Source organism: Sulfuritortus calidifontis (assembly GCF_003967275.1).
GTDB lineage: Bacteria > Pseudomonadota > Gammaproteobacteria > Burkholderiales > Thiobacillaceae > Sulfuritortus > Sulfuritortus calidifontis.
Genome location: NZ_AP018721.1, coordinates 1,174,155 through 1,199,626 on the forward strand (window position 1 = coordinate 1,174,155; position 25,472 = coordinate 1,199,626).

Annotated in this window: 26 protein-coding genes; 13 read left to right on the top strand and 13 right to left on the bottom strand. The window is 65.4% G+C overall.

Annotated features, from left to right (window positions below; translation table 11 throughout):
• Positions 1 to 76: 76 nt before the first annotated feature.
• Together guaB and guaA are read left to right on the top strand one after the other, a co-directional pair.
• Entirely contained in the window at positions 77 to 1,537 is a 1,461-nt protein-coding gene (guaB, locus tag EL388_RS06185; protein ID WP_126461147.1) for an IMP dehydrogenase, read from the top strand.
• A 44-nt stretch (positions 1,538 to 1,581) separates the two neighbouring features.
• Positions 1,582 to 3,147: a glutamine-hydrolyzing GMP synthase gene (guaA, locus tag EL388_RS06190; protein ID WP_126461150.1), complete on the top strand. Its 1,566-nt coding sequence runs from the start codon at positions 1,582 to 1,584 to the stop codon at positions 3,145 to 3,147.
• A 57-nt stretch (positions 3,148 to 3,204) separates the two neighbouring features.
• Here guaA and EL388_RS06195 read toward each other — a convergent pair whose 3' ends face one another.
• The 7 genes from EL388_RS06195 to EL388_RS06225 all read right to left on the bottom strand — a co-directional run bounded on the left by EL388_RS06195 (position 3,205) and on the right by EL388_RS06225 (position 8,493).
• Positions 3,205 to 3,669, bottom strand: coding sequence for a hypothetical protein (locus EL388_RS06195; RefSeq protein ID WP_126461153.1), 465 nt, complete (start codon positions 3,667 to 3,669; stop codon positions 3,205 to 3,207).
• A gap of 20 nt (positions 3,670 to 3,689) precedes the next feature.
• Entirely contained in the window at positions 3,690 to 4,397 is a 708-nt protein-coding gene (locus EL388_RS06200) for an ABC transporter ATP-binding protein (protein WP_126461156.1), read from the bottom strand.
• 97 nt (positions 4,398 to 4,494) lie between these two features.
• Positions 4,495 to 4,827, bottom strand: coding sequence for a hypothetical protein (locus EL388_RS06205; RefSeq protein ID WP_126461159.1), 333 nt, complete (start codon positions 4,825 to 4,827; stop codon positions 4,495 to 4,497).
• A gap of 71 nt (positions 4,828 to 4,898) precedes the next feature.
• Positions 4,899 to 6,092 carry an ABC transporter permease gene (locus EL388_RS06210; protein ID WP_126461162.1) on the bottom strand — a complete coding sequence of 398 codons (1,194 nt, stop codon included), beginning with the start codon at positions 6,090 to 6,092 and terminating at the stop codon, positions 4,899 to 4,901.
• The gene (locus EL388_RS06215; protein WP_126461165.1) at positions 6,089 to 7,279 is read right to left on the bottom strand and encodes an efflux RND transporter periplasmic adaptor subunit; all 1,191 of its coding nucleotides are present in this window, start codon (positions 7,277 to 7,279) and stop codon (positions 6,089 to 6,091) included. The genes EL388_RS06210 and EL388_RS06215 overlap by 4 nt, the downstream gene beginning before the upstream one ends.
• On the bottom strand, positions 7,276 to 7,875 hold the full coding sequence (locus EL388_RS06220) for a TetR/AcrR family transcriptional regulator (RefSeq protein WP_126461168.1): 600 nt from the start codon (positions 7,873 to 7,875) through the stop codon (positions 7,276 to 7,278). Before EL388_RS06220 ends, EL388_RS06215 begins: the two co-directional genes overlap by 4 nt.
• A 75-nt stretch (positions 7,876 to 7,950) precedes the next feature.
• Positions 7,951 to 8,493 (bottom strand): thermonuclease family protein, encoded by a 543-nt coding sequence (locus tag EL388_RS06225; protein WP_126461171.1) that lies wholly within the window; start codon positions 8,491 to 8,493, stop codon positions 7,951 to 7,953.
• A 28-nt stretch (positions 8,494 to 8,521) separates the two neighbouring features.
• Here EL388_RS06225 and EL388_RS06230 point away from each other — a divergent pair, with 28 nt between their 5' ends.
• Positions 8,522 to 8,923, top strand: a complete 402-nt coding sequence (locus tag EL388_RS06230; RefSeq protein WP_126461174.1) for a hypothetical protein — start codon at positions 8,522 to 8,524, stop codon at positions 8,921 to 8,923.
• 9 nt (positions 8,924 to 8,932) lie between these two features.
• Here the strand turns inward: EL388_RS06230 and EL388_RS06235 are convergent, their stop codons facing one another.
• Positions 8,933 to 11,026, bottom strand: coding sequence for a conjugal transfer protein TraG N-terminal domain-containing protein (locus tag EL388_RS06235; protein ID WP_126461177.1), 2,094 nt, complete (start codon positions 11,024 to 11,026; stop codon positions 8,933 to 8,935).
• 78 nt (positions 11,027 to 11,104) lie between these two features.
• On the opposite strand from EL388_RS06235, the gene EL388_RS06240 reads away from it, so the two are divergent.
• Genes EL388_RS06240 through EL388_RS14325 form a run of 3 tightly spaced genes read left to right on the top strand, consistent with a single transcriptional unit; the run spans position 11,105 to position 11,864 of the window.
• Positions 11,105 to 11,386: a type II toxin-antitoxin system RelE/ParE family toxin gene (locus EL388_RS06240; protein WP_126461180.1), complete on the top strand. Its 282-nt coding sequence runs from the start codon at positions 11,105 to 11,107 to the stop codon at positions 11,384 to 11,386.
• Positions 11,387 to 11,400: 14 nt separating this feature from the next.
• A complete protein-coding gene (locus EL388_RS06245) occupies positions 11,401 to 11,706 on the top strand; it encodes a HigA family addiction module antitoxin (RefSeq protein WP_126461183.1) in 306 nt (101 codons plus the stop codon).
• Positions 11,607 to 11,864, top strand: coding sequence for a toxin-antitoxin system HicB family antitoxin (locus EL388_RS14325; protein ID WP_269470959.1), 258 nt, complete (start codon positions 11,607 to 11,609; stop codon positions 11,862 to 11,864). Before EL388_RS06245 ends, EL388_RS14325 begins: the two co-directional genes overlap by 100 nt.
• Before the next feature lie 63 nt (positions 11,865 to 11,927).
• Here the strand turns inward: EL388_RS14325 and EL388_RS06255 are convergent, their stop codons facing one another.
• Positions 11,928 to 12,668, bottom strand: a complete 741-nt coding sequence (locus tag EL388_RS06255) for a TSUP family transporter (RefSeq protein ID WP_126464028.1) — start codon at positions 12,666 to 12,668, stop codon at positions 11,928 to 11,930.
• A 55-nt stretch (positions 12,669 to 12,723) separates the two neighbouring features.
• Positions 12,724 to 13,512: an enoyl-ACP reductase FabI gene (fabI, locus tag EL388_RS06260; protein WP_126461189.1), complete on the bottom strand. Its 789-nt coding sequence runs from the start codon at positions 13,510 to 13,512 to the stop codon at positions 12,724 to 12,726.
• Between the two features lie 84 nt (positions 13,513 to 13,596).
• On the opposite strand from fabI, the gene EL388_RS06265 reads away from it, so the two are divergent.
• Positions 13,597 to 15,747, top strand: a complete 2,151-nt coding sequence (locus EL388_RS06265; RefSeq protein WP_126461192.1) for an ABC transporter substrate-binding protein — start codon at positions 13,597 to 13,599, stop codon at positions 15,745 to 15,747.
• Here the strand turns inward: EL388_RS06265 and EL388_RS06270 are convergent.
• A complete protein-coding gene (locus EL388_RS06270) occupies positions 15,741 to 16,730 on the bottom strand; it encodes a thioredoxin family protein (protein WP_165919169.1) in 990 nt (329 codons plus the stop codon). The genes EL388_RS06265 and EL388_RS06270 overlap by 7 nt on opposite strands.
• Before the next feature lie 156 nt (positions 16,731 to 16,886).
• Here EL388_RS06270 and EL388_RS06275 point away from each other — a divergent pair, with 156 nt between their 5' ends.
• From EL388_RS06275 to EL388_RS06285, 3 genes are read left to right on the top strand one after another with little or no spacing between them, the layout of a single operon-like run.
• Complete coding sequence (locus EL388_RS06275; RefSeq protein WP_126461198.1) at positions 16,887 to 17,864, top strand: ABC transporter permease; 978 nt, start codon at positions 16,887 to 16,889, stop codon at positions 17,862 to 17,864.
• A complete protein-coding gene (locus tag EL388_RS06280; RefSeq protein WP_126461201.1) occupies positions 17,861 to 19,267 on the top strand; it encodes an ABC transporter permease in 1,407 nt (468 codons plus the stop codon). The genes EL388_RS06275 and EL388_RS06280 overlap by 4 nt, the downstream gene beginning before the upstream one ends.
• Before the next feature lie 5 nt (positions 19,268 to 19,272).
• Positions 19,273 to 21,219, top strand: coding sequence for an ABC transporter ATP-binding protein (locus EL388_RS06285; RefSeq protein WP_232019215.1), 1,947 nt, complete (start codon positions 19,273 to 19,275; stop codon positions 21,217 to 21,219).
• 3 nt (positions 21,220 to 21,222) lie between these two features.
• Here EL388_RS06285 and EL388_RS06290 read toward each other — a convergent pair whose 3' ends face one another.
• Both EL388_RS06290 and gloB read right to left on the bottom strand, forming a co-directional pair.
• Positions 21,223 to 22,533: a transglycosylase SLT domain-containing protein gene (locus EL388_RS06290; protein ID WP_126461208.1), complete on the bottom strand. Its 1,311-nt coding sequence runs from the start codon at positions 22,531 to 22,533 to the stop codon at positions 21,223 to 21,225.
• A 167-nt stretch (positions 22,534 to 22,700) separates the two neighbouring features.
• Positions 22,701 to 23,465, bottom strand: coding sequence for a hydroxyacylglutathione hydrolase (gloB, locus tag EL388_RS06295; protein WP_126461211.1), 765 nt, complete (start codon positions 23,463 to 23,465; stop codon positions 22,701 to 22,703).
• 151 nt (positions 23,466 to 23,616) lie between these two features.
• Between gloB and EL388_RS06300 the strand changes: the two genes are divergently transcribed.
• From EL388_RS06300 to dnaQ, 3 genes are read left to right on the top strand one after another with little or no spacing between them, the layout of a single operon-like run.
• Positions 23,617 to 24,330, top strand: coding sequence for a class I SAM-dependent methyltransferase (locus EL388_RS06300; protein WP_126461214.1), 714 nt, complete (start codon positions 23,617 to 23,619; stop codon positions 24,328 to 24,330).
• Between the two features lie 10 nt (positions 24,331 to 24,340).
• Complete coding sequence (gene rnhA / locus EL388_RS06305; protein ID WP_126461217.1) at positions 24,341 to 24,781, top strand: ribonuclease HI; 441 nt, start codon at positions 24,341 to 24,343, stop codon at positions 24,779 to 24,781.
• A complete protein-coding gene (gene dnaQ, locus EL388_RS06310; RefSeq protein ID WP_126461220.1) occupies positions 24,781 to 25,461 on the top strand; it encodes a DNA polymerase III subunit epsilon in 681 nt (226 codons plus the stop codon). The genes rnhA and dnaQ overlap by 1 nt, the downstream gene beginning before the upstream one ends.
• Positions 25,462 to 25,472 lie beyond the last annotated feature (11 nt).

Below are 25,472 nucleotides of genomic sequence, written 5' to 3' on the forward strand. Positions count from 1 at the left end.
GTAGATATTGACCAAGCGGGCTCGTTCGGTTCGGGCGGAATCTGTATAATGCGCTTTTGTGCGTAGGGCTTTCGCAATGCGTATTCTTCAAAAAGCGCTCACCTTCGACGACGTTCTGCTCGTCCCCGCCTATTCCAATATCCTGCCGCGCGATGTCAGCCTGCGGACCCAGCTGACCCGGGAGATTCAGCTCAACATCCCCGTGCTGTCCGCCGCCATGGACACCGTGTCCGAGTCCCGCATGGCCATCGCCCTGGCCCAGGAGGGTGGCATCGCCATCATCCACAAGAACCTCACCGCCGAACAGCAGGCGGCCGAGGTGGCCAAGGTCAAGCGCTTCGAGTCCGGCGTGGTGAAGGATCCGATCACCATCACCCCTAACATGACCGTGCGCGAGGTGCAGCAGATCACTCGCCAGAACCGGATCTCCGGCCTGCCGGTGGTGGACAAGACCGGCAAGGTGGTCGGCATCGTCACCAACCGCGACCTGCGCTTCGAAACCAATCTCGACCAGAGCATCCGCAAGATCATGACCCCGCGGTCCAAACTGGTCACCGTGCGCGAAGGCGCCGCCCGCGAGGAGGTCGTCGCGCTCTTGCACAAGCACCGCCTGGAGCGCGTGCTGGTGGTCAACGACGATTTCGAGCTGCGCGGCCTGATCACCGTGAAGGACATCGACAAGTCGACCGAGCATCCGCTGGCCTGCAAGGACGCCCTGGGCCGGCTGCGCGTGGGCGCCGCCGTCGGTGTCGGTCCGGAGAACGACGAGCGCGTCGCTGCCCTGGTCGAGGCCGGAGTCGACGTCATCGTGGTCGACACCGCCCATGGACACTCCCAAGGTGTGCTCAGCCGCGTGAAGTGGGTGAAGACCCATTACCCCCAGGTCCAGGTCATCGGCGGCAACATCGCCACCGCCGATGCCGCCCGCGCCCTGGTCGACCACGGCGCCGACTGCGTCAAGGTCGGCATCGGCCCCGGCTCCATTTGCACCACCCGCATCGTCGCCGGCGTCGGCGTGCCGCAGATCTCGGCGGTGGCCAACGTCGCCGAGGCCCTGGCCAACAGTGGCGTGCCCCTGATCGCCGACGGTGGCATCCGCTACTCGGGCGACATCGCCAAGGCCATCGCCGCCGGTGCCCACACCGTCATGCTCGGCGGCCTCTTGGCCGGCACCGAGGAGGCCCCGGGCGAGATCGAGCTGTTCCAGGGCCGTTCCTACAAGTCCTATCGCGGCATGGGCTCGCTCGGCGCCATGCAGAAGGGCTCCAAGGACCGCTACTTCCAGGACAACGAGGCCAACGTCGAGAAGCTGGTGCCCGAGGGCATCGAAGGCCGCGTGCCCTACAAGGGCAGCGCGCTCAACGTGCTGCACCAGTTGATGGGCGGCCTGCGCTCCTCCATGGGCTACCTGGGTTCCGCCTCCATCGCCGATTTCCATCGCAACGCCCAGTTCGTGGAGATCACCAATGCCGGCATCAAGGAGTCCCATGTCCACGACGTGCAGATCACCAAGGAAGCACCCAACTACCACGTTTAAACCCGAGGGCGCCGCTGGCGCCCTTTTCATTTGCGCGACAAGCCATGCAGCACGACAAGATTCTCATCCTCGACTTCGGTTCCCAGTTCACCCAGCTGATCGCCCGCCGGGTGCGCGAGCACAACGTCTACTGCGAACTGCACCCCTATGACGTGTCCGAGCAGTTCATCCGCGATTTCGCGCCCAAGGGCATCATCCTCTCCGGCGGTCCGGCCTCGGTGACCGAGGAAGAGACCCCGCGCGCGCCGCAGGTGGTGTTCGAGCTGGGCGTGCCGGTGCTGGGCATTTGCTACGGCATGCAGACCATGGCCGCGCAGCTCGGCGGCAAGGTGATCAATGGCACACACCATGAGTATGGCTATGCCGAGGTGCGTGCGCATGGTCATTCCAAGCTGCTCACCGATATCCAGGACCGCTGCGACCCGGACGGCAAGTGCTGGCTCGATGTCTGGATGAGCCACGGCGACCAGGTCGAGCGCCTGCCCGAGGGTTTCCAGGTGATGTGCGAGAACGCCTCGACGCCGATCGCCGGCATGTTCGACGACACCCGCCGCTTCTACGCGGTGCAATTCCACCCCGAGGTGACGCACACCCTCCAGGGCAAGGCCATGCTCGGCCGCTTCGTCCATGACATCTGCGGTTGCGGCCAGGACTGGAACATGCCGGACTACATCGGCGAGGCCATTGCCAAGATCCAGGCGCAGGTCGGCTCGGATGAGGTGATCCTCGGCCTGTCCGGCGGTGTCGATTCCTCCGTGGTCGCCGCCTTGCTGCATCGGGCCATCGGTCCGCAGCTCACCTGCGTCTTCGTCGACACCGGCCTCTTGCGCCTGAACGAGGGCCAGATGGTGATGGACATGTTCGCCCGCAACCTGGGCGTCAAGGTCATCCACGTCGACGCCTCCGAGCGCTTCATGAGCAAGCTGGCCGGCGTCTCCGACCCGGAGAAGAAGCGCAAGATCATCGGCGGCGAGTTCGTTGCCGTGTTCCAGGAGGAATCGGCCAAGCTCAAGAACGCCAAGTGGCTGGCCCAGGGCACCATCTACCCGGACGTGATCGAATCGGCCGGGGCCAAGACCAAGAAGGCGCATGCGATCAAGAGCCACCACAACGTCGGCGGTCTGCCCGAGGACATGCACTTGAAGCTCCTGGAACCGCTGCGCGAGCTGTTCAAGGACGAGGTGCGCGAGCTCGGCGTCGCCCTCGGCCTGCCGCACGAAATGGTTTACCGCCACCCCTTCCCGGGTCCCGGCCTGGGCGTGCGCATCCTGGGCGAGGTCAAGCGCGAATACGCCGACCTCCTGCGCCGCGCCGACCACATCTTCATCGAGGAACTGCGCGCCGCCGGTTGGTACGAGAAGACCTCCCAGGCCTTCGCCGTGTTCCTGCCGGTGCGGGCGGTTGGCGTGATGGGCGACGGTCGCACCTACGACTACGTGGTCGCCCTGCGCGCCGTGCAGACCCAGGACTTCATGACCGCGCACTGGGCCGAGCTGCCCTACAGCCTGCTGGCCAAGGTCTCCAATCGCATCATCAACGAGATCCGCGGCATCAACCGCGTGGTCTACGACGTCACCGGCAAGCCGCCGGGCACCATCGAGTGGGAATGAGGGCGTCAGTCCGATGATAAAACGGCCGGGTCAACCGGCCGTTTTGTTTCCATCGCCTTATTTGCCACCGGCCGCGACCCAGCCCGGGTGCTGGAAGAAGCGGCCATAGGCGTGCAGGGCCTCGATCACCTTCACCGCGCCGGCGTGGGGGGAGAGCCTGCCCTTGCCCTGCATGGCCTCGGCACCCGCGCTCAGCTCGGCGATCACGAGGTGCAGCATGGCGTCGGCCTTGGGTTCCAGTTTGCAGTTGGCCACGGCATAGGCGATCTCCTTGTCCACCGCCTCGCCCAGCTTACGGTAATCCTCGTTCGTGAAGCGATTGCTGTGGATGCGCGGGATCGCCTGTTTCATCGCGCCATTGATGTTGTCCATGGCCTGCCGCAGCGGGGCGTCGATCGCCCAGGGCTTGCCGGCGTCGAGTTGCAGTTGCTGCGGCGCGGCGCCGTGATCGTGCCTGTGCTCGGCGGCGACGCTGGGTAGGCTGGCGACCAGCAGGGCAATGAGGCAGAGGGTACGTTTCATGGGGGTCTGCTTGGGCTGGTTCAGAACGCGCGGCCTTCGCCGGCCTCTTCATAGGTCCGGCCGTCGCGGATGTGGTAGATGCGGCGGAAGGTGGGGATGATCTTTTCGTCGTGGGTGACCACGATGATGGCGGTGCGGTATTGCTGCGCCATCTGGTTGAGGATGCGCACCACGGTCAGGGCGCGCTCGCTGTCGAGCGGCGCGGTCGGCTCGTCGGCCAGGATCACCGGCGGCTGGTTGGCCAGGGCGCGGGCGATGGCCACCCGCTGCTGCTCGCCGCCGGAGAGTTGCGAGACCTGCGCTTTTGCGCGGTGGGCCACGTCCAGGGCGGTGAGCAGCTCAAGGGCGCGGGCGCGGGCCCCGGCATTGGGCCGGCCGGCCAGCATGGGCAGCAGGGCGACGTTGTCGGTGACGTCGAGGAAGGGGATGAGGTAGGGCGCCTGGAAGACGAAACCGATGCGGTCGCGGCGCAGGGCGCGGATGTCCTTCACCTGCCAGCCGTCGGCATAGACCGGCTCACCGTTGAAATGGATCCGGCCGGAGGTCGGCTCGGTCACCGCACCCAGGCACTTGAGCAGGGTGCTCTTGCCCGAGCCGGACGGGCCGATCAGGCCGACCACTTCGCCGGGGTAGACCGTCATGTCCACACCCTTGAGGGCCTCGACCGCGGTATCGCCGTGGCCGTAGACCTTGCGCAGGTTCTCGATCCGGATCGCCGGTTGGCTCATGTCGTGTGTCATATGGGGCCAGGGCGCGGGGGGATTTCTATCTCCCCTGCGTTGCCTGAATTCATCGAAAGATTTCTATCTCGCTTTCATTGTCGGTTCAGCGGCGCCCCCGTCCCATGCCGCCACCCATCTGGCCGCCCCTGGCGCCGCCCTGGCCCATGCCCTGGCCGCCGCTCTGCCGGCTTTGGCGTTCGGCCTGACGCGCTTCGCGCTGGGTTGCGCGTTCTTCACGCTGGGCCTGTTGTTCGGCCTGGCGTGCCTCGCGCTGTTCGGGCGTCAGGGCGCGCTCGCGCACCTGAGCTTCCTCGCGCACCTGTTGGCGCACCTGCTCCCTGATCTGCGCCTGGTTGAGCTGGGCGGCCTCCTCGGCGAGGGCGGTGCCGGCGAGCAGGCTGCCTGCCAGAGCGAGGGTCCATTTCAGATGTTTCATTGCATTTCTCCTTGGGTTTGGCTGGAACAGGAAAGGACGGATGCCGGCCCAGCCAGCCGGCATCGCCTGCATCAACCTCCAATCGCCTCGGCCGGGTCGACCTTGAGCGCCGTGCGGATGGCCAGGGTGCTGGCCAGGGCGCAGATCGCCATGACCGCGAAGAAGCCGCGCACGGCGTCGCCCGGCTCCAGCAAGACATATTTGGGAAAGTGCGGCGCCCACAGGGTGGCCACGGTCTTGCCGACGACGAAGGCGATCAGCCCGAGGCCCAGGGCCTGCTGCAGAATCATGCCGGCGATGGTGCGGTTGCGGGTGCCGATCAGTTTCAGCACGGCGATCTCGCGCACCTTGGACAGGGTCATGGTGTAGATGATGAAAGAGACGATGGCCGCGCTGACGATGGCGAGGATGACCAGGAACATGCCGATCTGGCGGGCCGAGGTGGCGATCAGTTTGGCCACCAGGATGTCTTCCATGTCGGCCACGGTGTAGGCCTGCAGGTATTTCCAGCGGCGGATGTTCCCGGCCACCGCCTCGGCCGACCAGCCCGGCGCCACCCGGACCAGCACGGCGTTGACGCTGCGGCTCTCCGTCCGGCTGGCATCGATGGCCTCGAGCAGGCCGGGCACGCCGGGCCGGTTGAGCGCCGGGTTGGCCGCGGTGCGGGCGCGGTCGTTGCGGATGGCCTCGTTGTCCTTGAGGAACTGCGCTTCCTGCGCGTCCTTCAGCGGGATGAAGACCATGGGATCGCCGCTGGAGGAGACCATGCGCCGGGTGAGCCCGACCACGGTGTAATCGTGCCGGCGGATGCGGATCTTCTCGCCCAGGGCGAGGCCGGCTTTCACGTCGGCGATGGCCTCGTAATGGCCGCGGGTGAGGCGGCGTCCGGCCAGGAGATAGGCGGGCTCGCCCGGCTGGCCCGGCGTGATGCCGACCACCATGACCCGCACATCCTCCTCGCCCCGGCGTACCTGCATGGTGAGATAGGTGGCATTGGCCGCCCGCGCCACGCCGGGCAGGCCCAAAAGCGATCGGTAGACGTCGTCGTGCAGGCTCGAGGGCTCGGCATAAGGGCCGAGGGTGTCCTTCTGCACCACCCAGATGTCGGCGCCGCTGTTGCGCAGCAGCACCCGGGCATCGTCGACCATGCCGCGGTAGATGCCGGCCATGGACAGGGTGACGCCGATCAGCAGCCCCAGACCAAGCCCGGTGAAGACGTACTTGCCCCAGGCATGGAGGATGTCGCGCCCGGCCAGGCTGATCATCGGCCGTTGCCCGCCAGGCGCGCGACGGCCTGGACCCGCTCGCCCTCGCTCAAGGCCTTCTCGCTGTAGGCCACCACCTGCTCGCCCTGGGCCAGGCCGGTCAGGATCTGCACCCGGCCATCCAGGGTCTGTGCCCCGAGGGTCACCGGGCGGAAGCGGGCCTCGCCGTCGACCACGCGCCAGACGCCGACCTGCTCGCCCCGGTGCTGGATGGCGGCGTTCGGCAGGCTGAGGGCCTGGGCCACGACGGGCAGGGCGAGGGTCACCTCGGCCAGTTCGCCCAGGCTGATGTCCTGGGCTTGTTGGTCGAAGGCAACCTGGACCAGGCGTTCTTCGGTGACGCTGTCGCCGGCCGGTTCCAGCCGGGCCACCCGGCCGGCCAGAGGCGCCTGCGGCCGCGAACGCAAGACGATGCTCGCCGGCATGCCGAGCTTGAGGCCGGCGGCGCGCGCCTGGTCGATGCGGGTGGTCACCCAGAGGCTGGTCGGATCGACCAGACGGATCACGCCCTGGCCGGCCACCACGGTGGAGCCGGGCTCGGCCTTGCGGGCGGTGACCACGCCGGCCACCGGGCTGCGCAGCACGCTGTTGGCGCGCTGCTCGCCGACCGCGGCCCGCTCGGCCCGCAACCGGGCCGCGTCCTGACGGGCGGCGGCGAGGCTGGCCTGGCTCGCCATATGCGCCGCGCCGGCGGCCTGGGCCTCGTGGCGTTTGACCTCCACCGCCTCCTGGCTGACGAAGCCCTGCTGGCGCAACTGCTCGAAGCGCTCGGCATTGGCCGTGGCCAGCGCCTTGCGGCTGGCGGCCTCGCTCGCGGCGGCCGCGGCCGAGTCGACGGCGAAGGCGGCTCGGCGGTAGGCCGATTCGGCCGCGGCCAGTCGCTGGTCGAGGTCGACCGGGTCCATTTCGGCCACGACCTGGCCGGCCTCGACCCGGTCGCCGACATCGACCCGCACCCGCAGCACCCGGCTGGCCACGGTGGGGCCGAGGTCAAAGGCATGGCGCGCCTCGACGCTGCCGATGCCGAATATGGCCGGCTTCAGTTCCCGCGTCTCGACCTTGGCCAGGACGACCCGGGTGGCGGCCAGCGGCCCGGTGCGCAGCACGACGAAGGCGAAGGCCGCAAGCAGGCCGAGCCCGAACAGGATCAGGCCGAGCCGGCTGCTGAATCGGGCCGGCAGCTTCATGCCGGTCTCCGGATGCCGTCGAGGTAGATGGCGAACAGACCGCTGGCGATCGGACGCATGGCCTGGGTCTTGCCCATGAGCATGGTCTGCATGACCAGGCCCTGGATCATGCCGATGAACAGGGTGGCGGCGGCGTCGGTATCCAGCCCGGCCCGGGCCTGGCCGGCCTGTTTGGCCTCGTTGAGCAGGCCGATCAGGCGGCGGCGATAGGCAGCGAGCAGGGCGCGCACGCTCTTTTTGACCGGGCTGTCGCCGGGTCGCTGCAGTTCATGGAACAGCAGGCGCGGCACGCCCGGGTGACGCGCCACGAAATCGACATGGGCCTCGAACATGGCCTGCAACCGTTCCAGGGGCAGTGCCTTGGTTTGGGCGGCGCCGTCGATCGCCGCCAGCAGCGTCCGTTGTACCCAGTCGATGGCGGCCAGCCAGATCGATTGCTTGTTTGGGAAGTGACGGAACACCGCGCCCTGGCTCAGGCCCACGCTTTTCGCGATATCGCTCGTGGTGATGGTCTCCACGCCCTGCTGCTCGGTCAGCGTCAGCATGGCCTGGACCATCTCGGCCTGGCGGTGTTCGGTTGGCAGTCGGGCTGACATGCTCTGCCCCTATGTAAGTATTCAATTGCTAACATAACGTCAGGAACTGGAAATAGCAAGCCCCAAAGACGCCGATCAAACCGCCTGACAGAAACGTCCCTTACTCTGCCGCCGGGCGCCATCCTCCGCCGCCGAATAGCGGCCGAAGCTCTCGCGGTCTTGGCCGCGGCTGGCGTATTGCACGTAGTGCCAGGCCAGGCCCTCGCTCAGCAGCTTGAGGTTGATGTCCTCGCCCTTGAGCTTGACCACTCCCACCAGTCGGCCCTTGGGGTCGCGGTTGACCACGTCCACGCAGACGTCATGACCGCCGATCCACTGGTTGAGCTTGAATTTGGCGATGGGCGAGGCGTTTTGCGGCTGTTCCGGGGCATAGGTCCAGGCCAGCCGCACCGGCACGGCCTGGCCGCCAGCATCGCTCATATAGAAGCGGTTGCCGCTGAGCACGGTGTAGACCCGGCCGCAGACAGTATCGGCCGCGGCGGGAGGCGCGACGGCCAGGGCGAGCAGGCCGGCGAGCAGGGCCGAGGCAAGCCATCCCGCCGGCCGGGCGAAACCGCGCCAAGGCTGGCCGGCCAAGGGACTTGCGAGAAACGGGTTTGCGGGCATAATGGGTTGCATGAAGTTATCGAACAGGACTGGTTACGACATGAACAAAGAAGAACTCAACGCCATCCGGGCCGGCATGGCCGAACTGGAAGCCTTCTCCAAGGCCAACCAATACCGCAAAGTGGGCACGATGGAAGGGTTTAGGGTGATATACCACACGCTCGGCAAGCCGGCGCTCAAGCCCATCGGCAAGATGCTCGGTCGCCTGCTGCTCAAGCTGGCCATGCCCGCCGCGGCCGGCATCGGTATGTGGTACTGGATCGGCAGCGTGTGGGCCGGCGTCATCGCAGCGGTGGTGATGGTGGTATTCATGGTGGATATGGCCGATAACGCCACTTCTGACGAGCCCGACGAGGAGGACTGGAAAAATGAATTCATGTCCAAGTCTTTATCTGAGTCGCTTGGCGAAGCGGTTGGCGATCGTTGGTACATGGGCGATTAGCCGTGCCCATCAAAATAGCTTCTTCCCTGCGTCGAAGACGCCGACACCCTCCTTATTGCCCTGGTGGATTTTCTGCATAGCTCTTCGATCTCCCTCGCTAAACGGTTTATGTGATCCAGGTCTGACGCCGGAAGGTTTGTCCGACTCCTGTTTATAGGCGGCTTGAGCTTTCTGCTCCGGGGTCTGGCCCGAAGCTGGCGGGGGTGCTGGATGAGGGGTGACTGCAGCTTTGGATGGCTGGAAGTTTCTCGCCCCGTCTGTATGTTGCGCAGCGTCCATGTCGAGCAGTCGGCCGGACAGCATGTCACCACCCACCTTGTTTTCGATGCCAGCGGCCGTCGCGTCCGGGGCCTTGAGCCCAAGGTTCACGGCATCGACTTTTTCGACAAGCTGGTCCAGCATGGGATTGTGGGTGTTGATCATGTGCTGGACGGCGCCGGCGAACAAGCCCATGTTGGTGCCTTGGAACCGCGGCATGTTAGCGAGCTGGGACCGGGCCGCCGCCGCGTTTTCCGGGTTGGATAGCCAGGACTGGATGGCCTGCGTCGCGGCGAAGTTGCCGCGCAACTTGTAGGCCAGATCGCCGCTCTTGTAATTGAGTTTGGCGGCGCGCTCTTGATCGACACTGCGCAGCCAGGCCAGCTTCTCCGCGGACTCTTCGGCACGCTTCCAGACTTGGCTGTAGCCGTTGCCCAGCTCCCGCGCGAAAGCGTTGCGGATGCTGGTTTCGGTGCGGCTGCCGTCGCCACGGAATTGGCTTTCCGTATCGCGCCAGGTTTGCCCACTGGTCATGCCCAGCGTTTCGGATACAGCCTTTTCGAAGGACTCGGATTCCTTCATCGTGGCTCTTTCGATGCTGGCTAACTGCGCATCAGCATTCGCTGCCGCCGAGAGCAGGTTTTTTCCGGCCTTGGCGATTTTGCTGGCGTCCTTGCTGGCCACCGCGGCGTTGTAGGCGGAGGTTGCTTCGATCAGGCCCATAGCTATGCCGACTCCTACTGCGCCCACCAGCTTACCCTGGGGCGGCAGTGGCACTCTGACGCCGGCCGCCACTCCAGCCCGCATCCCTTTGATCAGGCCTTTCACGACTTCACGGCCGACACCGCCTTTGCCCATGAATTTGCGGGCCTGGCGGACTGCGTCATTGATGCTGAGCCCGCCCTGCAGGCCGGCCATGACCCGGGCCTGATATTCCTCAGATTCCTCCGCGCTGAGGACGCCCTTGTCGACCAAGGAATTGGTCAATCCGCGCACCACCTGAGCTTCCTTGCTGTGGTCGTTCTGCATGCGGCGGCCATACTCTCTGTAGGCCGCCGTGGTGTTGTCGATGCCGGTTGCCTTCCTTACTGCGGCATCCATGCGTTGCTGGGCTTCATGGCTGTATTTTTCTTGGGTGGCTTGTTCTTGAGCAATCCTGTTATTAAGACTGGAGCTGTAGCTATAGGAGGATTCCAATTCCGAGCCTTCGTTTGAGGCGCTCGCCACGCCGCCGCCGGCCAGGCCTTTGGCAGTCATGCTACTAGCCGCATGATAAGTGCGCAGCGAGGAGGTGCCCGGCAGCATGCCGGCCAAGGCAGCGGTACCCTCCATGCCGCCGACATCGCGCGCCGCGTTGTCCTTGGTCACCGTATCCATGGTCTGGCCCACGCCGCGGGCGACGTGGGTCCAGGCATGCATGGAGCCGGTGATGATGGCCAGGGAGACCAAGGGGATGTAGCCGACCATCTCGGCCAGCACGGTATGCACCCGCACGGCGTGGTCGTAGAGGGCATCGATGGTGCCGGTGCCCAGGACGCCCTGGTTGGCGATGAAGACCTGGTGGGAGAAGCTGTCCAGGTTGCTGTACATGGCGTAGTTGAGGATAGCGGCCATGGGCAGGAAGGTCTGGGTCCAGGCGCCGAACATGACGAACTTCATGAGGATGCCGATGCCGGACGGGCCGGCGAAGGCGGCATAGGCGATGGCGATGGGCGCGAAGGCGAAGAAGATGGCCAGACAGATGTTGCCGAAGGTGGTGACGATCTGCGAGAAGTTGGAGGCCTGCTGGGTGGCCGACGAGGCGGCGTAGTCCCGCGCCGCGGTGGCGCTGGTGACGCATTGCATGTAGTCGACGGTGCCGGCGGTGGCTTTCGGCCAAATTTAACCTATTGCGTTTAACGTCTGGCGTTATATAATTTCCCCATGACGATTCGCTCATTCCAGTGCGCCGACACCCAAGCACTTTTCGAAGGGGCAAGCCCAAAGCGGTTTCGGAACATCGAAAGCGTCGCGCAACGCAAGCTGCAAATGCTGGACGATGCGGTGGAGTTGAAGGATTTGCGCTCACCCCCAGGCAACCGCCTGGAAGCATTATGCGGGGATCGCGCTGACCAATACAGCATCCGCATCAATGACCAGTGGCGTGTGTGCTTCGTTTGGACGGCGGCCGGCCCGGACTGCGTTGAAATCGTGGATTACCACTGAAAGAGAGGTACAGTATGGCTACCAACAAGATGCGCCCGATTCACCCCGGTGAAATCCTCCGGGAGGAATTCCTTGTTCCCCTAGGTATGAGCGCCAACGCGTTGGCGCTGGCCCTGCATGTGCCGGCGCCGAGGATCAATGACATTGTGCGCGAGCGTCGAGGGGTGACACCGGACACGGCCTTGCGGCTGGCCCGCTTCTTCGACACGACCGCGCAATTCTGGCTCAACCTGCAGACCGCCTTCGACCTGAAACAGGTGGAAAGGGAAGCTGGCGGGAAGATTGCCGAGGAAGTACGCCCGATGCAAAGGGCTGCGTAAAAACTTCACCCGCGGCTTCTGGCCGCTTCGTTACCCGTTTGCCCAAATCGGTTCATGCCAAGCTGGCCGAGCGCGCCAAGGCCGAGGGGGTCAGCCTGAATGCCTTGGTGCTGGCTTTCATCGCTGAGGGCTTGGGCCGTAAAGACGCCCATGTGTGAAGCGTGAGTTGAAAAGCTCGGCGAGACGGGGCTGATTATCTCCGAACGGGTGGGCAGGCTGTGCTAGCTATGCAAGCCTATTAGCCCCAGGGCGCTGACGACGACCAGGCCGCCGCCGATCCAGCGCTTGAACAACAGGTCGTTGCGGGTGATGGCCTCATGCGCGCGCAGGCCCATGAAGTGGCCGATGGCGGCGACCGGGATCAGGCTCAGGGCGGCCAAGAAATGCAGGTCGACCGACAGCGCGACATAGGTGGCCATCTTGATGCTGACCAGGGTGAACCAGAGCACGAACAGGGTGTCGCGCAGCTTGGCCTTGTCCACGTTGCGCATGTAGACCGCGACCATCAGCGGGGCGCCGGTGAGCGAGGTGCCGGCGATGTAGCCACCCAAGACCAACAGGAATTTATCCACCCACTTGGAGCGGCTTTCGATGGCGCGGTTGAGCAGCCAGATGAAGCCGTAGAAGAGCGAGATGGCGTAGATGGCGAGGTTGAGCCAGGCCGTCGGCAGGGTGACCAGGCCAAACACGCCGACGATGGCGGCCGGCACGATGTAGAGCGAGGAGCGGCCGAGATAGGCCCAGTCGACGTTGTGCAACCGGGTGCGCAGGGTGAGGCCGGAGAAGAACAAGAGGTGGGTGCCGATGATCGGCAGCCAGAGCAGGGGCTGCGGCTCGACGAAGAGCAGCAGGGGCAGGCCCAAGGCGGCGCCGCCGAAGCCCAGGCCGGTGCGGACGAATCCGGTCCAGACGAAGAGCAGGGCGACGGTGAGGGTTTGAGTAAGGTCGAAGTGCAGCAGCATGTTCAAGTAAAAAAGCCGGCACGGGGCCGGCTTTCTTATTTAGCGGGTCAGTGGATCACTCGTCGACCGCCAAACCGGCGGTACTGTTAAAGCCCGAATCGACGTAGGTGATCTCGCCGGTGATGCCGGAGGCGAGGTCCGACAGCAGGAAGGCGGCGGTGTTGCCGACCTCCTCGATGGTGACATTGCGCCGCAGCGGCGAGTTCTTCTCGCCCCAGGCCAGGAGCTTGTTGAAGTCGGAGATGCCGGAGGCGGCCAGGGTCTTGATCGGACCGGCCGAGATGCCGTTGACCCGGATGCCCTTCGGGCCGAGGCTCGAAGCCAGGTAGTAGACGCTGGTCTCCAGGCTGGCCTTGGCCAGGCCCATGACGTTGTAGTGCGGCACGTAGCGCACGGCGCCCAGATAGGTCATGGTCAGCAGGGCGGCTTTGCGGCCCTGCATCATGGGCAGGCCGGCCTTGGCCAGGGCGGTGAAGGAATAGCTGGAGATGTCGTGGGCGATGCGGAAGTATTCGCGGTTGACGTTTTCCAGATAGTCGCCGGCCAGGGCCTGCTTGGGCACGAAGGCGATGGAGTGGACGATGCCGTCCAGACCGTCCCAGCGCTTGGAAAGGCCCGCGAACAGGGCCTCGATCTGTTCGTCGCTTCCGACGTCGCAATCGAAGGTGAGGTCTGAGCCGAACTCCTTGGCGAATTCGACGACGCGGTCGCGCGCGCGTTCGCCCTGATAGCTGAAGGCCAGCTCGGCGCCTTCGCGGTGGCAGGCCTGGGCCACGCCATAGGCGATGGAGCGGTTGCTGATCAGACCGGTAATGAGGATTTTCTTGCCGGCGAGAAAGCCCATGGTTCTGTTCCCTTTGTTTTGTGTTGACCAAACAGGGCGGCATTATACCGTGACGCCGCAATTCTTCTTATTTACACTCGCCAAATGCGTGCCTGGCTTCTCCTGTCCGTCCTGTTGCTCGCCGCCTGCAACGGCCCGGCCAACAGCCCCTATCCGGCCGGGCAGGCCGGCCGGAACATCCTTTATTCGGCCTTCTCCGAACGGCCCAAGCACCTGGACCCGGCCCGTTCCTACAGCGAGAACGAGGTGGTCTTCACCGGCCAGATCTACGAGCCGCCGTTGCAATACCACTATCTCAAACGCCCCTACCAGTTGGAGCCGCTGACCGCGGCCGCCATGCCCGAGGTCAGCTATTACGCGGCCGATGGCCGCAGGCTGCCGGAATCGGCGCCGAGCGCGGCCATCGCCTACAGCGTGTATGAGATCCGGATCAAGCCCGGCATCCATTACCAGCCGCATCCGGCCTTTGCCCAAAAGCCGGATGGCACGCCGCGTTACGTGCCGATCGATCCGAGGGAACTGGAACGGATCGAGCGCTTCGCCGACTTCGTGGAAACCGGCAGCCGCGAACTCGTCGCCGCCGACTACGTCTACCAGATCAAGCGCCTGGCCAACCCCCGCCTGAGTTCGCCCATCTTCGGCCTGATGGCCGAATACATCGTCGGTCTCAAGGAGTACGGCGCCACCCTGGCCAAGGTGGTCGCGGGCATGCCGCGCGAGGCCTACCTCGATCTCGAGCGCTATCCGCTGGCCGGGGTCGAACTGGTGGATCGCTACACCTACCGGGTGAAGATCAAGGGCAAGTATCCCCAGTTCGCCTACTGGCTGGCCATGCCCTTCTTCGCGCCGGTGCCGGCCGAAGCCGAGCGTTTCTACAATCAGCCCGGCATGCTGGAACGCAACTTCTCGCTCGACTGGCAGCCGGTCGGCACCGGGCCGTTCTATCTGGCCGAGAACGACCCCAACCGGGTCATGCGCCTCAAGCGCAACCCGCATTACCACGACGACTTCTATCCGGCCGAGGGCGAGCCGGGCGACCGGGCCGAGGGGCTGCTGATGGATGCCGGCCGGCGGCTGCCCCTGCTCGACGAGGCGGTCTACAGGCTGGAGAAGGAGGACATTCCTTACTGGACCAAATTCCTCCAGGGCTATTACGACACCTCGGGCATCAGTTCCGACACCTTCGATCAGGCCATCCGCATGGGGCCCGACGGTCAGCCCGATCTCTCGCCCGAGATGCGCGAGCGCGGCATCGAGCTGTCCACCGCGGTGCGCACCTCGATCTGGTATGTCGGCTTCAACATGCGCGACCCGGTGTTGGGCGGCTTGGGCGAGTCCGCGCGCAAGCTGCGCCAGGCCATCTCCATCGCCCTCGACTACGAGGAATTCATCTCCATCTTCCTCAACGGTCGCGGCATCCCGGCCCAGGGGCCGCTGCCGCCGGGCATCTATGGCTACCGCGCGGGCGAGGCGGGGATCAATCCCGTGGTCTATCGCTGGCAGGGCGGCCAGCCGGTTCGCCGCGGCATCGAGGAGGCCAGACGCCTGCTGGCCGAGGCGGGTTATCCGAACGGGCGCGAGGCGGCGACGGGGCGGCCGCTCACGCTCTACCTCGACACCATGGCCAGCGGGCCGGAGGCCAAGGCGCGCCTGGACTGGTATCGCAAGCAGTTCGAGAAACTCGGCGTGCAACTGGTGGTGCGCAGTACCGACTACAACCGCTTCCAGGACAAGATGCTCAAGGGCAACGCCCAGATCTTCGAATGGGGCTGGAACGCCGATTACCCGGACCCGGAGAACTTCCTGTTCTTGCTCTATGGCCCGAACCGCAAGATGGAACTGAACGGCGAGAATGCCGCCAACTATGAAAATCCCGAGTTCGACCGGCTGTTTCTGCAGATGAAGGACATGGCCAACGGTCCGGCGCGGCAGGCCCTGATCGAGCGCATGGTCGAGATCGTGCGCCACGACGCCCCCTGGGTCTTCGCCTATTTCCCCAAGACCTTCGGCCTGCGCCATGCCTGGGTGAAGAACGGCAAGCCCAACCTGATGGCCAACAACACCCTGAAATACCGCCGGGTCGAGCCGGAGCGGCGTGTTGCCTATCAGGCTAAATGGAACCGCGCCGTCTGGTGGCCGCTGCTGGGCCTGTTCCTGCTGCTGGTCATGGCCGCGCTGCCGGCGCTGCGGGCCTATCGGAGGCGGCAGCAGGCGGCGGCGAATACTTCTTACTGAGCCGCCGCGCCGCCGGCTGCGCGCGCCCGCAGCCAGTCCTGGAAGGAGGCGTGCCGGCGATAGGCGTGGCTGCCGATGAAGGCGAGCAGGTTGGTGAAGTGCTCCGGAATCAGATGATCTTCATAACGCAGGATTTCCCGGCCGCCGGTATCGAAGAACACCAGGGTCGGCACCTGCCGGATGCCCATGGCTTTGGCGAGTTCGGCCTCGCTGGTTGCCTGGCCGGAGAAATCCTTGAGTAGCTTGCTGCCGGCCATGTCGATCCGCGCCACCCGAAACTGTTCGTTCAGCAGCCTGACCGTGTCGCCGTCCATGAAATTGCGGTCGTGCATGCGCCGGCAGGCCTCGCAGTCGGCCTGCTCGAACAGCAGGGCGAGGACCTTGTCCTCGGCCCCGGCTTTCTTGATGAGGGCCTGGAGATCGTCGACCCTGGCAAAGAAAGGCTCGTCGATCAGGCCGGCGGGCTTGGCCTTTTGGCCTTGGCGCGAGGCATATTCCCTGAATCCCATCTTCTGGTAGGCCCCGCTGGCCAGGTAGTCGAGCTCGGCCTTGAACACCGCCGGCTTGTGCAGGCCCGAGATGCGGTAGATTTCCGCGCCCCGGGCATCGTAGAAGGCGATGGTGGGCGAGAACTGGACCTTGAGCTTGCGCGCCAGCTGCTTCTCGGTCATGGTCTCGCCGCCGAAGTCGGCCACCTCGCGGCCGCCCCAGATGTCGAGCTGGATCACGTCGAAATGCTTTTTCAGCGCGGCAGTGATGGCCTTGTCCTGGAAATGCACCTGATGCAACTGGGCGCAGTAGGGGCAGCCCTCCTGCTCGTAGACCACCATCAATAGCCGGCCGGCCTTGGCGGCGTCGGCCAGGTCTTCCTGCAGGTTGAGGAAGGAATCCTTGAAGAAGGGTTGCGAGCCCAGGGCCCAGGCCGGGCCTTGCGCAATGAGGCCGATCAGCAATAAACGCAAGAACAAGCGCATGGCATGCATGAGGGTCTCCTTGTTGTTGGTGGCGGGGCGCCTGCGCCCTGTTTCGGTTTGCGCCCAGTCGATTGACCGGATCGTCGCCGGCATGTTCCCGAAAAGCCGGGGTTCGGGCAAGCGGCCATTGGCGGTCGAGCCGGCTCCGTTGATATGATGCCGGCCATGCTGGCCTACATCGTCCGCCGCGTCCTTTACGCCATCCCGATCCTGATCGGGGTGAACCTGATCACCTTCGCCCTCTTCTTCGTGGTCAATACGCCGGATGACATGGCCCGCATCCACCTCGGCGCCAAGCATGTCACGGCCGAGGCGATCGAGCGCTGGAAAACCGAGCACGGCTACGACAGGCCGCTGTTCTTCAACCCGGCGGCGGAGGGGGCCGGCAAGCTGGGCGACACCCTGTTCGTCGACAAGTCGCTCAAGCTGTTCGCCTTTTCATTCGGCCAGGCCGACGACGGCCGCGACATCGCGCGCGAGATCACGACGCGCATGTGGCCCAGCCTCGCCATCGCCCTGCCGACTTTCCTGGTCGGCCTCTTGGCCTACATCAGCTTCGCCTTGGTCATGGTCTTCTTCCGCGCCACCTATCTCGACTTCGCCGGGGTGGTGCTGTGCGTGGTCTTGATGTCGATCTCGGGGCTGTTCTACATCATCGGTGGCCAGTTCCTGCTGGGCAAGCTCTGGCATCTGGTGCCGGTATCGGGCTACGAGCCGGGCCTGGTGGGGCTTAAGTTCCTGGTGCTGCCCATCCTGGTCGGGGTGATTTCCGGCCTGGGCGATTCCAGCCGCTTCTACCGCACCCTGTTCCTGGAGGAGATCCACAAGGACTATGTGCGCACGGCGCGGGCCAAGGGCCTGTCCGAGCGGGTGGTGCTGTTCCGCCACGTGCTGGGCAACGCCATGATCCCCATCCTCACCGGCGCGGTGGTGGTGATCCCGCGCCTCTTCCTGGGCAGCCTGATCGTCGAATCCTTCTTCGGCATCCCGGGGCTGGGTAGCTACACCATCGACGCCATCCAGGCCCAGGACTTCGCCATCGTCCGGGCCATGGTCTTCCTGGGGTCGGTGCTCTACATTCTGGGTCTGTTGCTCACCGACCTGTCGTATACCCTGGTCGATCCGCGGGTGAGACTGGAATGAGTTTCCTGATCGATATCCTCTGGAGCGATGCGCTGTTGTTTCTGCTTTTGGCGGCAGTGCTCGGCTTCTTCCTGCACGTGCGCCGGCACGAGCACCTGCGGGCGCCTTGGGCGCGGGTGGGCCGGAGTCGGCTCGGCGTGGCCACGGCCGTGCTGCTGGCGGCCTATGCCGGCATCGGCGTGCTCGACTCTCTGCACTACCGGCCAGCCCTGCCGGCCCAGCCGGGCCAGCCAGTGCAATACGGCAACGAAGTGCTCTCCGTGCTCGATGCCCTGGCCGAGCCGCTGCGCGCGCAGGTGGAGAAGACCTATTCCGCGCCCTTTGCCCTGCATCTTTATGCCAAGGAGAACCTGACCCTGGCCGACGGTCGCCAGCTGCGCGACTACCCGCGGCTGAAATACGGCGGCGCCCACTTGTCGCATGAAAGCGAGCGGGCAGGGGACGTCGCCCGCCGGTCGCTGGCCGGTGTGGCCTGGGGTCTGGCGCTGGCGGCCGCCGTCGTCCTGCTGACGGCAGGTATGCTGTCTCGGCGCTCGGCCGGCTTCGGCGATGCCTTGCGCCGCCTTGCGCGCGCACCCGAGCTGGCGGCGCTGCGCAGCGGTCTGGTCACCCTCGCGATCCTGCTGCTGCTGGCCGGTGTGATCGTGCAACTGGCGCCGCATTACCACATTCTGGGCACCGACAAGGTCGGCCAGGACGTGTTCTACCTCTCGCTCAAGAGCGTGCGTACCGGCTTGTTGATCGGCACCCTGACCACGCTGATCATGCTGCCCCTGGCCCTGTTCCTCGGCGTGGCGGCCGGCTACTACGGCGGCCGGGTGGACGACGTCATCCAGTACGTCTACACGACCCTGAATTCCATTCCCGGCGTGTTGCTGATCGCGGCGGCGGTGTTGGTGGCGCAGGTCTACATCGAGACCCACCCGGAATTGTTCGACACCGCCGCCGCTCGCTCCGATCTCAGGCTGGTCTTTCTCTGCGGCATCCTCGGCGTCACCAGCTGGACCGGGCTGGCCCGGTTGCTGCGCGGCGAGGCGCTCAAGCTGCGAGAGCTGGAATACATCCAGGCGGCGCGGGCCTTCGGCGTTTCCCATCTGCGCATCCTGTCGCGCCACATCCTGCCCAACGTCGGCCATCTGGTGCTGATCACGGTGGTGATCGATTTCTCCGGCCTGGTGCTGGCCGAGGCGGTGCTGTCCTACGTCGGGGTCGGCGTCGACCCGGCCATGGCGAGTTGGGGCAACATGATCAACGGCGCCCGGCTGGAGCTGGCGCGCGAGCCCATCGTCTGGTGGCAGCTGGCCGCCGCCTTCCTGTTCATGTTCGCCCTGGTGCTGGCGGCCAACCTGTTCGCCGACAGCGTGCGCGTCGCCTTCGATCCACGTTCGGAGAAGCGCTCGTGAGCGGCCTGGTGCTCAAGGATTTGCGGGTCGAGATCGCCGCCGGCGGCCAAGGCTTGCTGCCGGTCGACGGTGTCTCGTTCGAGGTCGCCCCGCGCGAATGCGTCGCCCTCCTGGGCGAATCCGGCTGCGGCAAGTCGCTCACCGCCCTGGCCCTGATGCGGCTGCTGCCGGAGGGGCTGGCGATCACTGGCGGTGAGGCGCGGCTTGATGACACCGATCTTTTCGCCCTGCCGGAGCGGGCGATGCAGGGCGTGCGCGGCGGCCGCCTGGCCATGGTCTTCCAGGAACCGATGCTGAGCCTCAATCCGGTGATGACCATCGGCCAGCAGATCACCGAGGCCTTGGCGGTGCATCGCCGGCTCCAGGGTAGCGCCGCTGAGGCCGGCATCGGCCAGTTGCTCGACGCCGTCGGCCTTGCGCCCGAACTGGCGGCGAGCTATCCCTTCCAGCTCTCCGGCGGTCAGAAGCAGCGGGCGCTGATCGCAACCATGCTGGCGGGCGAGCCCAAGGTGCTGATCGCCGACGAGCCGACCACGGCGCTGGATGTGACCGTGCAGGCCCAGATCCTGCGCCTGCTCAAGCGTTTGCAGGCCGAGCGAGGTATGGGCCTGCTGCTCATCACCCACGACCTCGACGTCGCCCGCGACATGGCCGATCGCGTGGTCATCATGTACGCCGGCCAGATCGTCGAATGGGCGCCGCGTGGTGCCCTGTATGAGCGGCCCTTCCATCCCTACACGCAAAAGTTGTTCAGCGTGCTGCCCTCGGCCAGCCGGCGCGGTGAGCGTCTGGACCACATTCCGGGTACGGTGCCGCCGCTGGGTACACGCTTTGCCGGTTGCCGCTTCGCCGACCGCTGCGCGCAGGTCTGGGCGCGCTGCCGGCAGGAAGTGCCCGGCCTGCACGAAGTGGCAGAAGGGCACTTTGCCCGTTGTCATCTCGCGGTCGAGCCGCGGCCCGTGGCCGTGGCCGCCGTGCCGGCGCCGGTGGTGCAGCCGGTCGTGCCGATCACAGCGCCACTGCTGGCCGTGCGCGATCTCGCGGTGCATTTCCCCATCCGCAAAGGTTTGCTGCGCCGGGTGCTTGGCACGGTGAAGGCGGTCGATGGCGTGTCGCTGCAAATCGCGGCCGGTGAAACCCTGGCCCTGGTCGGCGAGTCGGGTTGCGGCAAGACCACGCTGGCGCGTGCCATCCTGCGCCTGATCGAACCGACTGCGGGCAGCGTGCGCTTGGGCGACGAGGAGATCGGCGAGCTGCGGGGCGAGGCGCTCCGTCAAAAACGGGCCGAGATGCAGATCGTGTTCCAGGATCCGTTCTCTTCGCTGAATCCGCGCATGCGGGTGGGCGAGATCCTGGAGGAGGGGATGCAGGCCTTGCGGCCGGAACTGGCCAAGGCGGAGCGCAAGGCGCTGGTGGCGGAACTGTTGCAGAGCGTGGGCTTGGAGCCCGGGGCTGCGCTGCGCTACCCGCATGCCTTCTCCGGCGGCCAGCGCCAGCGCATCGCCATCGCCCGGGCACTGGCGGTGGGGCCCAAGCTCCTGATCTGCGACGAGCCGACCAGCGCGCTCGATGTCTCGGTTCAGGCCCAGATTCTCAACCTGCTGCAGGGCCTGCAGCGCGAGCGCGGCCTGGCCTATCTCTTCATCAGCCACAACCTCGCCGTGGTCGGCTATCTCGCCCATCGGGTGGCGGTGATGTATCGCGGCCGCATCGTCGAGACCGGGCCGGCGGCTGACTTGATGGCCGAACCGCTGCACCCTTATACCCGATTGCTACTGGATTCGGCGCCGGGTCGCGGTTTGGCGCAGGTGGAAGCAAGGGAGGGCGGTCTGTCGAACGCCGGCTGCGCCTTCGCGGCGCGTTGTCCCCGGGTAGAGCCGGCATGTCGGCAATCCGTGCCGGAGCTGCGTGCCTTGGACGACAGGCAGGTCGCCTGTCATCTCGTCAAGTAACCTTCAGCCTTCGGAAACGGGGATGGCGATCTTGTCGCCGGGGCGCAGCTTGTCCGCCAGGGTCTGGTTGTGTTCGCGGATGTCCGAGACCGAGACGTTGTAGCGCCGGGCGAGTTCGCTCAGGGTATCCCCCTTGCGCACGGTGTGGGTGTGCAGCTGCGGCTCTTGCACGACTTCGGCCTTTTTCTTCGGCTGCGTGGCGGCCTTGCCCGCCGGTGCCGGCACCACCAGGGTCTGGCTGTTGGCGACCTTGCCGCGCCAGAGCTTGAGCGGGTTGTGTTCCTTCAGCCAGGCCAGGGTGACGCCGAACTTGGCGGCGATCTTGCTGGCGACCTCTCCGCGCTTGGCCCGGTATTCCTGGAGTTGATGTCGGTCACCGATGCGCTGGAGATTGTGGTGGAAGGTCTCCACCTTGTCAGCCGGCAGCAGCAGCATGCCGGGGGTATCGGTGTGGATCACCTTGCGCTGATAGCCCGGATTGAGCGAAATGAAGTCGTCCAGGTTCATCTCGGCCAGCTTGGCGGCATAGCGCGCCTCCATCGGCTGGTTGAGCATGACCTGCATGAAATAGGGCTCGTTGGCGATGCTATCGAGCGTGATCCCGTAACGGGCCGGGTCGCGCACGATATTGCGCACGGCAAGGAGCTTGGGCACATAGTGACGGGTCTCGGTCGGCAGCTTCAGGCTGGCGTAGTCGGTATCCAGTCCCTTCGCCTTGTTGCGGGCGATCGCCCGGCCGACGCAGCCTTCGCCGCAGTTGTAGGCGGCCAGGGCCAGCTGCCAGTCGCCGAACATGCCGTAGAGCTGCTGCAGATAGTCGAGGGCGGCATCGGTCGCGGCCAGCACGTCCTTGCGACCGTCGTACCAGGAATTCTGCTTGAGGCCATAGATACGGCCGGTCGAGGGGATGAACTGCCAGATGCCCGAGGCCTTTTGCGGTGATACCGCCAAGGGGTTGTAGGCCGACTCGATCATGGGTAGCAGGGCGATTTCCATCGGCATGCCGCGCTTTTCCACTTCCTCTACGATATGGAAGAGATAGAGCCGGCTGCGCTCGACGGTACGGTTGAGGTAGGCCGGCCGGTTGGCGAACCAGTCTTCGTGAACTTGAACCAGCTCGGGACTGGTATCGGCCATGGCCAGGCCATTGCGGATGCGCTGCCAAAGATCGGCCTCGCTGCCAGGCTCGTTCAGGCGCGAGGGATGCGCCAGCGAATAGCTGATCTTGAGTTCGGAGGCAATCGGAACAGCGGGGCTCTCGGCCGGATGGCCAGGTCGCGGCAGGAGCAACCCGAGGGCCAATGCCAGCCACAAGCCGGCCCCGCGGGCAAACGCTACTTTTCTGGGCACTTGTTTAAAAATCGGCCTTGGAGGCCCTATCCGCAAATTCACGATTATCGTTGAATTTTAATGTCCACGACAAACGCATGGTTGCATCTGATTTTTAACTCAGTCCAGAAAATGCGGCGCCTAATTGCTTGTTAGAAATGGTTTTTCATCTCTCGTACAACACCCAGGACCTCGGCCTCGGATTTGAGCGGCCGGCCGGCATGGGCCTCGGCCGCCAGCCGCAGGGCAGGGGTGTGGCAGCGCAGGAAGGGATTGGTCGCCAATTCCAGATCCAGGGTCGAGGGCAGGGTGGGCAGGCCTCGATCGCGCTTGGCCTGCTCGCGCAGCGCGCGTTCGCGCAGGGCGGCATTGTCGGGGTCGACGCTGAGGGCGAAGGAGATGTTGCTCAGGGTGTATTCGTGAGTGCAGCAGACGCGGGTGTCCCCAGGCAGCCTGGCCAGGCGCTGCAACGAGGCATGCATTTGCGCCGGCGTGCCTTCGAACAGGCGGCCGCAGCCACAGGCGAACAGGGTGTCGCCGCAGAACAGCAGGCCTTCGCCGAAATAGGCAAGGTGGCCCAGGGTGTGCCCGGGCACTTCCAGGACCTCGAAACTGGCGTCGATCCCGGCCAGCTCGAGGCGGGCGCCATCGACCAAGGGCTGATCGACACAGGCGATGCGCTCGCGGGCCGGGCCATAGACCGGCACCGGCGCGTGTTGCAGCAGGCCGGCCACGCCACCGATGTGGTCGCCGTGATGATGGGTGATCAGAATGGCTGCCAGGCGCAGATCACGGGCGGTCATCCACGATAGAATAGGCGCGGCTTCGCCAGGGTCGACCACGACGCAGTAACGGCCTTTGGCCAGGGCCCAGATGTAGTTGTCCTTCAGAGCCGGAATCGCTTCAAGCCTCAGCATCCGGCCATTGTCGCGAGCGAGCGGGATGGCCGTCAACGGACAGGAAGATCGATGCACTATCAGGCACGACGTGTCATGCTTCACGACCTTTCTCGACCCTCTGCCGCCCGAACAGGAGGGGGAGTACCTTTTTGCGTTGTTGGCCTTGACCATGCGTGATTGGTTCGAGAGCGAGTTAGGCAGTTACGTCCTGGCCAAGGAACAGGCCTGGTTCGACCAGACCTGTGTCGACCTCTTCGGCTTCAATGCCATGCAGGCGGGCCAGTGCTGGATCGATCTGCTGCGGGCCAATCGGATGCCTTACCGTTTTTGCAGCGATCTGGCCGAGGGGCAACTGCATTGCCGGCAGGATGCCTTGCCGGTCGCCGGCCACAGCCTGGACTTGCTGGCGCTGCCGCATGTCCTTGAATTCAGCAGCAATCCGCATCAGGTCCTGCGTGAGGCGGAGCGGGCGTTGCGACCGGAGGGGCATCTGCTGATCAGCGGCTTCAATCCCTTCAGTTTGTGGGGCGCCAGCCGTCTGCTGAGGCAGCGGCGCGGCGACTATCCCTGGCATGGCCGCTTTTTGCACCTGAACCGTTTGAAGGACTGGCTGGCGCTGCTGGGTTTCGAACTCCAGGCCGGCCGGATGATGTGTTATGCGCCGCCGGTCAACCAGGCGAAATGGCTGCACCGCTTCCGTTTCCTGGAGGCGGCGGGCGATCGCTGGTGGGCCCTGGGCGGCGGTGTTTATGCAATCCACGCGATCAAGCGCACGCCGGGCATGCGCCTGTTGACCCCGAAATGGGGCGAGGCCTGGCGGCCCGGCGCGGCGATCGCGCGCTCCCTGCCCAAGACGACCGCGCAGCGGGGTCGCATTGACTGAGAGAGAAGAAATGGTGGTGGATCTGTATACCGACGGGGCCTGCAAGGGCAACCCCGGCCCCGGCGGCTGGGGTGCCTTGCTGCGCTTTGGCGATCACGAGAAGGAACTCTGCGGCGGCGAGCCGGAGACGACCAACAACCGCATGGAACTGACCGCGGTGATCGAGGGCCTGCGGGCCCTGAAGCGCGCCTGCAAGGTGCGGGTGCACACCGATTCGCAGTATGTGAAGAAGGGCATCTCGGAATGGCTGGCCAACTGGCGCCGCCGCGGCTGGAAGACCAGCGAGGGCAAGCCGGTGAAGAACCAGGACCTCTGGCAGGCCCTGGATCGAGCCGTCGCCGAGCACGAGGTCGAGTGGTTCTGGGTCAGGGGCCATGCCGGGCATCCAGAGAACGAGCGCGCGGATGCCTTGGCCAATCAGGGCGTGTTGAAAGGGTTGGGGAGGGCGTAATGCGCAAGATCGTGCTGGACACCGAAACCACGGGCCTGGATCCGGCCCAGGGGCACCGCATCATCGAGATCGGCGCCCTGGAGATCGTCAACCGCCAGGTCACCGGCCGCAATTTCCATGTCTATCTCAATCCGGATCGCGAGATCGACGCCGGCGCCATCGCCGTGCATGGCCTGACCAACGAGTTTCTTGCCGACAAGCCGCGTTTCCCCGACGTGGTGGCGGATCTACTGGACTTCGTCGGCGGCGCCGAGCTGGTCATTCATAACGCCCCGTTCGACATGGGCTTCCTCAATGCCGAGTTGCGTCTGATCGACCGGCCGGCACTGGAGTCGAGCTGCGCCGGCGTCCTGGATACGCTCAAGTTGGCCAAGGACCTGCACCCGGGCCAGAAGAACAACTTGGATGCACTCTGCCGGCGCTATGACGTGGACAACTCGAACCGGGCCTACCACGGCGCCTTGCTCGACGCGCAGCTCTTGGCCGAGGTCTATCTGGCGATGACCCGGGGTCAGGAATCGCTTGGCATCGAGAGCGTGGGGGGCAGGGCGGGTTTCGATCGCACCCTGAAAGCGGGGGTATCGGTGCGGGTGCTGGCGCCGAGCGCCGAGGAACTGGCGGCGCACACGGCTTACTTGGCCGGGCTGGCCAAGGAAAGCGGTGCGGCGGTCGAGTGGTGAGGAGTTGGCAC